The sequence below is a fragment of the Halodurantibacterium daqingense genome (genome assembly GCF_042666235.1).
Lineage (GTDB): Bacteria > Pseudomonadota > Alphaproteobacteria > Rhodobacterales > Rhodobacteraceae > Halodurantibacterium > Halodurantibacterium daqingensis.
Window position 1 is genome coordinate 94,014 of record NZ_JBHTFQ010000004.1, and the last position, 11,391, is coordinate 105,404.

At 66.2% G+C, this 11,391-nt stretch carries 9 protein-coding genes; 7 read left to right on the plus strand and 2 right to left on the minus strand.

Translation table 11 applies throughout. The features are described 5' to 3' along the window. The first annotated feature begins 28 nt into the window (after positions 1 to 28). From ACFQXB_RS08530 to ACFQXB_RS08540, 3 genes are all read left to right on the plus strand, one after another. Positions 29 to 1,615, plus strand: coding sequence for a methyl-accepting chemotaxis protein (locus ACFQXB_RS08530; protein ID WP_377402145.1), 1,587 nt, complete (start codon positions 29 to 31; stop codon positions 1,613 to 1,615). Between the two features lie 1,095 nt (positions 1,616 to 2,710). Next, on the plus strand, positions 2,711 to 3,910 hold the full coding sequence (locus ACFQXB_RS08535) for an MFS transporter (protein WP_377402148.1): 1,200 nt from the start codon (positions 2,711 to 2,713) through the stop codon (positions 3,908 to 3,910). Between the two features lie 98 nt (positions 3,911 to 4,008). Then, a complete protein-coding gene (locus ACFQXB_RS08540; RefSeq protein ID WP_377402151.1) occupies positions 4,009 to 4,572 on the plus strand; it encodes a hypothetical protein in 564 nt (187 codons plus the stop codon). 4 nt (positions 4,573 to 4,576) lie between these two features. Here the strand turns inward: ACFQXB_RS08540 and ACFQXB_RS08545 are convergent, their stop codons facing one another. Beyond that, positions 4,577 to 5,071 (minus strand): MarR family winged helix-turn-helix transcriptional regulator, encoded by a 495-nt coding sequence (locus ACFQXB_RS08545; RefSeq protein ID WP_377402154.1) that lies wholly within the window; start codon positions 5,069 to 5,071, stop codon positions 4,577 to 4,579. Between the two features lie 210 nt (positions 5,072 to 5,281). Here ACFQXB_RS08545 and ectA point away from each other — a divergent pair, with 210 nt between their 5' ends. From ectA to ACFQXB_RS08565, 4 genes are read left to right on the plus strand one after another with little or no spacing between them, the layout of a single operon-like run. Beyond that, positions 5,282 to 5,812, plus strand: a complete 531-nt coding sequence (ectA, locus tag ACFQXB_RS08550; protein ID WP_377402157.1) for a diaminobutyrate acetyltransferase — start codon at positions 5,282 to 5,284, stop codon at positions 5,810 to 5,812. 30 nt (positions 5,813 to 5,842) lie between these two features. Next, entirely contained in the window at positions 5,843 to 7,132 is a 1,290-nt protein-coding gene (ectB, locus tag ACFQXB_RS08555) for a diaminobutyrate--2-oxoglutarate transaminase (RefSeq protein ID WP_377402160.1), read from the plus strand. 4 nt (positions 7,133 to 7,136) lie between these two features. Continuing rightward, positions 7,137 to 7,523: an ectoine synthase gene (locus tag ACFQXB_RS08560; RefSeq protein ID WP_377402163.1), complete on the plus strand. Its 387-nt coding sequence runs from the start codon at positions 7,137 to 7,139 to the stop codon at positions 7,521 to 7,523. 2 nt (positions 7,524 to 7,525) lie between these two features. Then, positions 7,526 to 8,959 carry an aspartate kinase gene (locus tag ACFQXB_RS08565; RefSeq protein ID WP_377402166.1) on the plus strand — a complete coding sequence of 478 codons (1,434 nt, stop codon included), beginning with the start codon at positions 7,526 to 7,528 and terminating at the stop codon, positions 8,957 to 8,959. A gap of 211 nt (positions 8,960 to 9,170) precedes the next feature. Here ACFQXB_RS08565 and ACFQXB_RS08570 read toward each other — a convergent pair whose 3' ends face one another. Beyond that, entirely contained in the window at positions 9,171 to 11,327 is a 2,157-nt protein-coding gene (locus ACFQXB_RS08570; protein ID WP_377402169.1) for a methyl-accepting chemotaxis protein, read from the minus strand. Positions 11,328 to 11,391 lie beyond the last annotated feature (64 nt).

Here is an 11,391-nt window from a genome sequence, read left to right on the forward strand (position 1 = left end):
GGGACTTTGCCCTGAAATGAGTTCTGCCATGACACTCTCCGGAACCCACGACCTTCCGGTCATCCGCGCCCTCGGGACGCGCTACGTGACGGTCTTTCTCTGGGTGCATGTGCCCGTCCTGGCCGCCCTGGGCCTGCTGACGGGTTCCAGCACGCTTCTGGTGCCGCTTGCTGCTGCTGCCGTGGCTGGCGCGGCCAGCTTCGAGCGTCGCCGCAACCCCGTTGGCGAAAGCGCCCAGCTCACCGCCTCTGCGGGTCTGGCGATCATCACGGCGCTGCTGGTCTACCAGATGTCGGGCCATGCCTGGCAGATCGACATCCACATGTATTTCTTCGCGGCCTTCGCGCTGACCGTGGTGTTCTGCAACTGGCGCGCCGTGGCGCTTTATGCGGCGATCGTGGCGGTGCATCATCTTGCTCTCAACTATCTGATGCCCCTGGCCGTCTTTCCCGATGGCACGGATCTGGGCAGGGTGGTGCTGCATGCAGTGATCCTGATCGTCGAGGCGGTGGCGCTGGTATGGCTTGCCGGGCTGCTGGAATCGGCGCTGAACGCATCGCAGGCGATGGTGCAGGCTGCCAATGCCTCGCGCCGCGAGGCGGAGGAACTGTCGCAGCTGTCGCGAGAGCTTCAGGCGGCGCAGGGCCGCGCGATGTCGCTGCTCGAGGAGGGGCTCAACCTGCTCGGACAGGGGGATCTGACCCGCCGGATCGAAAGCACCGCCGCCGAGCCTTTCCCCAAGGAATACGAAGGCCTCCGCCTCAGCTACAACAGTGTCATCGACAGCCTGCGCGACATCATCACGACGGTTCATGATGTGGCCGAGGGGGTCGGCAACAGTGCCGGAGAGATCTCGCAGGTGGCGCATGACCTGTCATCGCGGGCCGAGTCCCAGGCGGCGACGCTGGAAGAGTCGGCCGCAGCGTTGAGCAAGCTGACCGAGAGCGTTCGCACGACGGCCGAGAAGGCTGCCCTGGCTGATCGCGCTACGCAGGCGAACCGGCACGAGGCCGAAGCGGGCGCGGCCGTGGTGCGCGAGGCCGTCGAGGCGATGCGCAAGATCGAGAAGTCGTCCGAGCAGATCACCCGGATCATCGGCGTCATCGACGATATCAGTTTCCAGACCAACCTGCTGGCCCTCAACGCCGGGGTCGAGGCGGCACGCGCAGGTGAAGCTGGACGGGGCTTTGCCGTCGTCGCCTCCGAAGTGCGGGCGCTTGCGCAGCGCGCCTCCGAGTCAGCCCGGGAAATCAAGGAGTTGATATCTCAAAGCTCGCAGCAGGTCGAGGAAGGCAGCGCCCTTGTCGGGAAATCGGGCGACAGCCTGGCCGAGATCTTGCGCCGCGCGGCGGAGGTTTCGGCACTGGTTTCCGAGATTGCGGCGGCCGCAACGGAACAGGCGCGCGGTCTGGCCGAGGTCAATACCGGAGTGACTCAGATCGACGTGGTCACGCAGCAGAACGCGGCAATGGCAGAGCAAAGTACAGCGGCGTCCGCTTCTCTCCTTGCCGAAACGCAGCGTCTGTCCGAGGCATTGTCGGGGCTGGATATCGGGCGCAGGTCTCGGCACCGGCAGGCGCCCCGATCCCGAGCGGCGGATCGGCGGCGGGCCTGAAGGGGCGCTCTGGATCGGTCGGCGCGCGGCGGCGCTTCTTGCGCCGTAGCCGGAAAGATGCAGCGGGCGCTTCCGGAGGTCCGCCCCTGCTGAGGAGACAGAGGGATGCTCCGGGTGGGGTGGGACCGAGGACCAGGCCATGGACCCTCATCCCCCAGGGCAACCCACCCGGGCGTTTGGCGCGTGCTGCGCCGACCCGGGATGGCCCCTACCGCGCCCGGCTGCGGAGGCCACGATCAGATCCGCTGGCGCAGCGGGCAGTGGGCAGGGGGTTCCTGCCTGTCCGCGGCCGGCGCGGCGCGTGCCTTGCAACCGCGAGTTCCGCCTGGCTGCATGGCGCAAGAACGGCGCAGCGGCCGGTGCGCCGCGTGCGGCCGGACGCGCAGGTGACCTCGGGACGCGCGCGGTGGTCGGCCACGACGCCGAGATAAGGCAGGAGCCGCGCGGCCATCTCGCATCACGGCAATGTCTGCCGTGCTCAAGTGCCGTTGCCGAGATGGCACCTTCACGGCGACCATCGAGCACGGCATGCGGGTCGCGACCTTGGCTGCAGGCACGCCGGTTCCTGCCACGGTGGATGTGCTGGCGCGCGGAAATCTCGCGCCGTGTCAGCCCGGTCTGAAGGTCGGACAATCCGACAAGCGGTGTCGGGCGCTTGATCGGGTGCCGTCGCGGCCGGTTGTCCGCATCAAGACCTGGCGACCAGCAGCGACCCGCGATCGCGGGCAACCAGGCTGCGCCAGGATAGTGCATCGGCAGGGGCGCCGGCAGGCAGCCGGCAATCGCGGCCAGAAAGCTGCGGCTGATCTCGGGGACGCCGGCGGGCCTCCTCGTCCCTGATCGGAACCGGACAACGAAGCTGCGTGGCGTGCAGGGTGGCTCCGGATGCTGTTTCGGCACCATGGCCACGCGGCATGCGCCGGACCCGGCGGCTGCCCGGGTGTCGGGAAAACGCGACGGATCGGCCCGCGGCGCGCTGCCGGTGATCTGACGGACTCGGGGCGGCCATTGTCCATCCCGCCCTTGCAGCTTCTGCGAGAGTGTGAACAACTGGCGCGATTGCCGGCCGCTGCTGCATCAACAAAGATATCCGACATGACGACGCTGACCCGCTCTGGAACACATCTGGCCGTGCTGGCCTCTCTGGGGCTGACCCACCTTCTGAACGATCTGATGCAATCGCTGATCCCGGCGGCCTATCCGATCCTCAAGGACGCCTACGCGCTGGACTTCGTCCAGATCGGGATGATCACCCTGACCTTCCAGATCGCCGGGTCGCTTCTGCAACCCGTGATCGGCCTGGTGACCGACCGCCACCCCGCGCCCTATTCGCCGGTGGTCGGCATGATGTTCACCCTCTCGGGACTCGTGAGTCTGGCCTTTGCCCACAGCTATGCGATGATCCTTGTCTCGGTGGCGCTGATTGGCATCGGGTCGTCGATCTTTCACCCTGAAGCAACGCGGATGGCACGCTATGCTGCCGGGGGCCGACAGGGGCTTGCGCAGGGGATCTTCCAGGTGGGCGGGCAGGCCGGGGGTGCGCTCGGGCCGGTCTTTGCCGCGCTGATCATTGTTCCCTGGGGGCAGCCGAGCCTTGCGTGGTTCGCGGTTTCGGCCCTGATGGCGATGATGCTTCTGACCTGGATCGGCAGCAAGCAACGGGCCATCAGCGCGGAGTTTTCTGCCCTGCGCGCCCGTGCCAGGCAGGGAGGCGCCGCGCCGCGCCACGCCCCCCTGACGATCGTGACAGGTCTGGTCGTGCTGACGCTGCTGATGTTCACCAAGAACGCCTATGGGGAGAGCTTCCGGTCCTTTTATACCTTCTATCTGATGGAGCGGTTCGGTCTTTCGATCCCGTCGGCACAGATGATGCTGTTCATCTTCCTGGCCTCGGCGGCTGTCGGGGTGCTGGCGGGCGGGATCCTCGGCGACCGGATCGGGCGCTATCGGATCATCTGGATTTCGGTGCTCGGGCCGCTGCCGCTGACATTGATCCTGCCCTTTGCGGATCTGTTCTGGACCGGGGTGCTGACGGTGATGATCAACCTGATCATGGCCAGCGCCTTCGCCTCGATCCTGATCTATGCGATGGATCTGCTGCCCAACCGGATCGGGCTGATCGGGGGGTTGTTCTACGGGCTCAATTTCGGGCTTGGCGGCATCGCGGCGGCGATTCTGGGGGTGCTGGCGGACAGCTATGGGGTGGAAACCGTCTATCTGATATGTGCCTTCCTGCCGCTTGCGGGGCTGCTGGCCTGGTTTCTGCCCCGGATCGACGAGACGCGGCTCCAGTAGCGCGGGATTGCCACGGAGGTCGCTCGCGCTTGATCCGGATCAAGGGCGGCCACGGCGCGACGTGGCATCAGGGGGCAAGGACATCGGAGCCCGCATCCATGACGCTGATCGAATGCCTTCTGGCCTGCCTTGGCCTGCTTCTGACCCCGGGTCCGACCAATACGCTTCTGGCGCTGGCCTCGGCAAGCGACGGGCGGCGCCGGGCCGCACGGCTCATCCCGGCCGAGGTTCTGGGCTATGGCGTCTCGGTCGTGCCGCTGATGCTGTTCGGGCAGGCGCTGATCGCAGCCTTCCCCGCGGCCGCGACCGTGCTTCAGCTGGCCGCCGCGGCCTGGGTGGCCTTTCTGGCGCTGAAGCTCTGGCACATTCCGCAGGGCGGCCCCCGTGACAGCGGCGTCACGCGGCGCAAGGTCTTCCTCACCACGATGCTCAACCCGAAAGGGGTGCTGTTCGGGCTGTTCCTGCTGCCCGGCGTGCAGGACCTGGCGCCAGCCGTCGTTCTTCCGGCCTTCGGCATCACCGTTGCCGCGGCGGGCTGTTTCTGGATCGGCCTGGGCATGCTGGTGACGGGGCGCACGGGGCGGTTGCGGCGGATGGCGTCCGTCGTGCTGGGCGCCCTCTCGGTGTTGCTGCTGCAGTCGGGGATCGCCGCCGCCTTCTGAACTGTCAGCCGCGACGATGATCGGGCAGGCTACGCGCCACTTCGCCCACATCCAGAACCGGCGAGGCATCGATTCCGTTCGCGTCAAGCATCCCCGCCACCCGCTCGAGCGCCGCCACGATCATCGCCTGTTCCCAGTCGGCCAAGGCCTCGAACTGCTTGACATAGCGTTGTTGCAGGGGGTCCGGGGCGGTTTCGACGGCGGTGCGGCCGGCATCGGTGATGAAAATGTCGGTCTGTCGCCCGTCGCGTGGCGAGCGGCGCCGTTCCACCATCTTCTTCGCCTCGAGCCGGTCGATCAGGGCGGTCATGGTCGCCTGTGAAACTCCCATGCGCCGGGCGATATCCTTCGGCGTCGAGTGGCCGCTGCCCGCGACGATCTGCAGCACGCGGATCTGCACTGCCGTAAGCCCGGCGGCGCGCGCCAGCTCGCGGCCATAAAGCTCGGTCGCCCGCAGGATGCGACGAATCGCGACAAGGCTCTGATCGGTGCGGTCCATGACGGGATCCAGGCTGGGGGCGCTTGCCCGTATAACATGCGTCGCGCGCCCCCAGGTCAATGGAAATGCGCCACATGATGCGTAGCCATGCTAAGGAAATATCCTGTAGAGACACGAGAAAGCGGCGTTCCGCGCGATATTTGCGCGATGGGTTGATTTGAAGCTGCCGGTGAGTTACTTAGTATAGAGAAGCAATAAACGAGGAACAGCATGCCAGACCTGACAAGGACCGCCTTCCGAAAGCCGATCAGTTTGCGCAGGCCGCAACCGGAAGATGGCGCGGCGGTCTGGTCCTTGGTGCGGGAATGTGCGCCGCTTGACGAAAACTCGATGTATTGCAACCTGATCCAGTGCGATCATTTTCGTGACACCTGCGTCCTGGCCGAGCGCGAGGAGGCGGTCGTCGGCTGGATTTCGGGGCACCTGATGCCGGCCGACCCCCGGACGCTGTTCGTGTGGCAGGTCGCTGTCGCGGGCGCTGCCCGTGGCGAAGGCCTCGCGCGGCGGATGCTGGAGGAACTTCTGGCGCGGCCGGATTGCGCAGGTGTGCGGCAGATCAAGACCACCATCACCGCCGACAACCGTGCCTCCTGGGCGCTGTTCGAAGGCTTTGCCGCACGCACCGGCGCCGTGCTGACCCATGACCCCCATTACACCAGGGATCGCCACTTCGCCGGCGCCCATGCGACCGAGCATATGGCAACCATCACCCTGGCCGAGGCCGCGCGCCGCGCCGCCTGAGACCCATCAGAATTTCAACGGAGACATCCCGTGACCACTCATTCCCTTGCCGAACCGGCGATCTTTGCCCGACGCGAATCCGAAGCCCGCAGCTATTGCCGCAGCTTCGACAGAGTGTTTACCCGCGCCGTCGGCAGCACGCTCTTTGATCGCGACGGGCGCGGCTATATCGATTTTCTTGCCGGCTGTTCGTCGCTCAACTACGGCCATAACGATCCCGACATGAAAGAGGCGCTGATCGCGCATCTGGCCGCTGACGGGATCGCCCACGGGCTCGACATGTTCACCGATACCAAGCAGGCGTTTCTCGAGGCTTTCGAGAAGCACATCCTGCTGCCGCGCAACCTGCCGCATCGGCTGATGATGACGGGGCCAACCGGCACCAATGCGGTCGAGGCCGCGCTGAAGCTGGCGCGGAAGGTCACTGGCCGGCAGAACGTCGTCGCCTTCACCAACGGCTTTCACGGCATGACGCTGGGCGCGCTGGCGCTGACCGGAAATGCCTCCAAGCGGGCCGGGGCCGGCGGGGCCGGGCTGGGCGATGTGACCCGCATGCCCTATGCTGGCGCCTTTGGCGCGGGTGTGGATACGCTGGCCCAGGTCGAGATGATGCTGGCCAATCCGTCCAGCGGCATCGATGCCCCCGCGGCCTTCATCCTCGAACTGGTTCAGGGCGAGGGGGGGCTCACCGCCGCCTCGGCCGACTGGGTGCGCGGCTTGGCCGATCTGGCCCGTCGCCACGGCGCGCTGCTGATCGTCGATGACATCCAGGCCGGGATCGGCCGGACCGGCGGGTTCTTCAGCTTCGACGGCATGGGGATCGAGCCGGACATGATCACGCTTGCCAAATCGCTGTCGGGGTTCGGCCTGCCAATGGCCGCGCTGCTGGTGCGGCCTGAACATGACATCTGGAAGCCGGCCGAGCATAACGGCACCTTCCGCGGCAATACCCATGCCTTCGTGACGGCCCGTGTCACGCTGGAGAAGTTCTGGGCCGACGATGCCTTTGCGGCCACTGTGGCCGAGAAGGCCGACCTTCTGACAGGGCATCTGGCCCGGATTGCCGCCCATCTGCCGGGCGCCAGCCTGCGCGGCCGCGGCATGATGCAGGGGATCGACACGGGCTCGGGCGTCCGTGCCGCGGCCATCTGTGCCGAGTCGTTCCGTCAGGGCCTGATCATCGAAACCTCGGGCGCCGAGGATGAGGTGGTCAAGGTTCTGGCCCCCCTGACAACGCCCGTCGCCCAGTTCGAGGAAGGCCTTGCCATTCTCGAAGCAGCTGTCCTTGCGACCGGCAGCCAGCAGATTGCAGCGGAGTAACACCATGATCGTACGTGATTTTCATGATCTCAAGACCGGTCCGCGCGCCGTGTCCGATGCGCGCTGGACCTCGGTGCGGATGCTTCTTGCAGATGACGGAATGGGGTTTTCGTTCCACATCACCACGCTTCAGGCCGGTTCCGAACACACCTTTCACTACAAGAACCATTTCGAGAGCGTCTATTGCATCAGCGGCCGCGGGTCGATCACCGACCTTGCAACCGGCGAGACGCATGAGATCCGCCCCGGCGTGATGTATGCATTGGATCAGCACGATCACCACACCCTGCGTGCCGAGGAGGAACTGGTGATGGCCTGCTGCTTCAACCCGCCGGTGACGGGGACCGAGGTGCACCAGGCGGACGGCTCCTATGCGGCGGCGGAGGGCTGAGCATGGCTGGTCCTGCCCCGACCGTCGAGAAGATCGGCGGCACCTCGATGTCGCGCCTGCCGGAATTGCTGGATACGCTGTTCATCGGCACCCGCGGCCCGGAGGTGCTTTACAACCGCCTGTTCGTGGTGTCGGCCTTCGGTGGCATCACCAACCTCCTGCTTGAAGACAAGAAGACCGGCGCACCGGGCGTCTATGCGGGCTTTGCGAATGATCACGGCGACATGGGCTGGTCCGAGGCGCTTGATCGCGTGGCCCGCGCCATGGATGCGGCCCATGGCGCGGTTCTGTCCGATCCGGGCGACCGGGGGCTGGCCGATGACTTCGTGCGCGAACGCATCGAGGGTGCGCGCAGCTGTCTGATCGACCTGCGCCGCCTGTGTTCCTATGGCCACTTCCGGATCTCGCAGCACATGTTGATCATCCGTGAATTGCTGTCGGGCCTGGGCGAGGCGCATTCCGCCTTTGTCACCACGCTGTTTCTGCGCCGGGCGGGGCTGAACGCCCGCTTCGTCGATCTTACCGGCTGGCGCGACAGCGAGGAACGGACGCTGGAGGATCGCATTGCTGCGGGGCTCGAGGGGATCGACCTGGCGCGGGAACTGCCCATCGTCACCGGCTATGCCCAGTGCACCGAAGGCCTGATGCGCGCCTTCGACCGTGGCTATTCCGAAGTCACCTTTTCGCGCATCGCTGCCCTTCTGCCCGCGGCCGAGGCGGTGATCCACAAGGAGTTTCACCTCTCCTCGGCCGATCCGCGTCTGGTGGGGGTCGGGGCGGTGCGCAAGCTGGGCCACACCAATTACGACGTGGCCGACCAGCTTTCAAACACGGGGATGGAGGCGATCCATCCCCGCGCTGCTAAGACCCTGCGGCAGGCGGGCGTACCGCTGCGGGTGACAAATGCCTTCGATCCCGGCGATCCGGGCACGCTGATCGACGAATCCGGTCCCGATGCGCCGGCCGCCGAGATCGTCACCGGGCTTGATGTTCTGGCGCTCGAATTGTTCGAGCAGGACATGGTGGGCGTGAAAGGCTATGACGGTGCCATTCTCGAGATTCTGAGCCGGCATGGGGTGCGGATCGTGTCCAAGACGTCGAACGCCAATACGATCACCCATTACGTCGACGCCTCGCTGAAATCGGTCCGACGGGTCGAACAGGATCTGCAGGCGCGCTATCCGTCGTCGGATGTCTCGGTCCGGGGGCTGTCGCTGGCATCGGTCATCGGCCGCGATCTGTCAGGGCTACGGATTCTGGGGCGGGGCCTTTCCACCCTGGAAGAAGCGGAGGTCGAAGTGATTGCCGCCCATCAGAACCCGCGGGGCGTGGATGTGCAGTTCATCGTTCCGCGGGGATCGATCGAGGCCGCCGTGCGCGCGCTTCACGGCCTTGTCGTGCCCGAAGACCGGGCCGCGCATCGCGCAGCGGCCTGAACGGGGCCGCACCACCGCTCTGGCGGCGCGCCGTCCTGCCGCGTGCCGGCAAGCCATGCCGGTCGGGAAGAACCACCCGAACCGACCGGCTTGGGAAGCAGGGGCCGCGCAGGGGGCCCGAGATCCGGATCAAGGCATAGCGCCGGCCTGCAGCCGGCGCTATCGGGTCATGATCGGGAGGGCCGGTCCAGTCGAGCCCCATCCCCGGGGGTCAGAAATCCTGCCATCCCGCAGCAGAACCCCCGGCTGCCGCAGCCCGTGGTGCCGGCTTTGGTGCCGCGGCAGGCTGCGCCGCCGGTGCCGGCACGGCCGGCGTCGGTCGCCGCGCTGCCGGCGCGCGGTTCAGCCGGAACCCGGCCAGAGCCTCGGCGAGCTGTTCGGCCTCGTGCAGCAGAGAGCTGGCTGCTGCGGTGGATTGCTCGGCGACGGCCGCGTTCTGTTGCGTCACGACGTCGATCTGATTGACGCCGGTGTTGATCTCCGCCAGCCCCTTCGCCTGTTCGGTGGCTGCTGCGGCGATGACCGAAACCAGATCCGAGACATCGGAAACCCGGCGCAGGATTTCCTCGAGGCTCGCCCCAGTCTGTCGCACAAGGGTGCTGCCTTCTTCCACCTGCTGCGAGCTTTCGGAGATCAACGCCTTGATTTCCTTGGCCGAGCCCGAGGCGCGCTGTGCCAGCGCCCGCACCTCGGATGCGACGACGGCAAAGCCGCGCCCCGCTTCGCCTGCCCGTGCCGCCTCGACACCTGCGTTGAGGGCAAGAAGGTTGGTCTGGAAGCTGATGTCGTCGATGACGCCGATGATGCGCGTGATCTGCTCCGAGCTTTTCTCGATCTGGCGCATGGCATTGACGGCCTCGCGCACCACGGCGCCACCTGCTTCGGCCTCCTTGCGGTTTTCCAGCGTCGCGCGGTCGGCCTGCGATGCCTTCTCGGCGGCCGAGCGGACGCTCTCGGTCAACTGGTTCAACGCGGCGGCGGACTGTTCCAGCGTTGCCGCCTGGGTTTCGGCGCGACTGGAGAGATCCTGCGCGACCTGGGCAATCTCGCCGGCGCCGCTGCGCACCTGATCCGCCGACTCCCGCGCACGGGCCACGATGTCGCCCAGCTGTTCAACCACGGCGTTGAAGCTGGTGCGCAGACCTTCATAATCCGCGGGGAAGGGATCATGTGCCGGGCTGTCGATCGGTGTCGTCAGGTCGCCGCCCGCGAGACGTTCAAGACCAAGCGAGATATCCTTGACCACACGGGCCTGCTCGGAGCGTGACCGTTCGACCTCGGCGGCCTGGGCGCGCGCCGAAAGGCCTGTCGACTGGAACACCTTGAGCGAGCGGGCCATGTCGCCCAGTTCCGACTTGTGTTCGGCCCCGTCGATCGGCGCCTCGAGATCGCCCTGGGCAAGGCGCTGCATAAGCTCGGCCATGTGGGACACGCTGCGGGCAATCCAGCGGCCGATCAGCAGCGCGAGGATCGCCCCTGCAAGAAGCGTCAGTGCCGCACCCACAAGAATGGTTGTCATGGTGCCGGCGATCTGGCCCATGGCGGTGTCTTCAAGCGCATGCAGACGATCTGTGGCCACCTGTTTGTAGCTGTCAAGCGCGCCGACGAGGGCGGGTTCGGTTTCCTCGACCGCGGTTGCGGCTTCACGACGGGCGATTTCGGCCCGGAAGGCATCATTTGCCACCGCGCCGAAAGTCTCGACCGAGGCGGAAAGGCTGCGTGCCTGGTCGCGTTCCTCGGCGGTCAGCGAGGCCTGTGCAACGGCGGCAAGATAGCGGGCCGTATCTGCCAGAGGGCCCGAGGCGCTTTCGAAATCCGCAGTCTCGCCGCCGGCCATGAAGCGGTCGATGCGCACCCTCGCCACAAGGAATGCCTCGCTCGCCCGCAGGGCGTCGTAGGCCTGGGCCGCGAGGCCGCGCGAATCCAGCACTTCGTTCAGGCGTCCGATGCCGCGGCGCGTTTCAATGGCCATTTCACCAAGACGTTCGGTGACGGCTTTGCGCACCGCCGAACTGTCGAGATAGTCCTCGATGCGGTTGGTGAAGACATTGATGGCGCCGATGATGTCATCGGCATTGCTCATGTTGCGGCCAAGGGTCATGAGCTGGGCGAGCGATGAGCGGACAATCGCCGCGTTCGCGTCATCCGGCTTGTTCTGGTAGGTGTCGAGGGCGATCTGCACGACGAACATCGCGTCCCGGACCTCGGTCGCCAGCTCGGCCTGCTGCACTTCTCCATCATAGTCCAGGAACAGATCGCCCATCGAGGCGGCGCTCCGGTAGGAAAAGACGGAAAGACCAACCAACAGAACAAGAATGATGCTGAAGCCCCCGATAATGCGGGTGCCAATTCGAATATTGTCCAACATGAGGACCCCTCCGGAGTGGTTTGCGGGGCCACTGTGCAGGGGATTCGCTAAGGACAGGTTTACG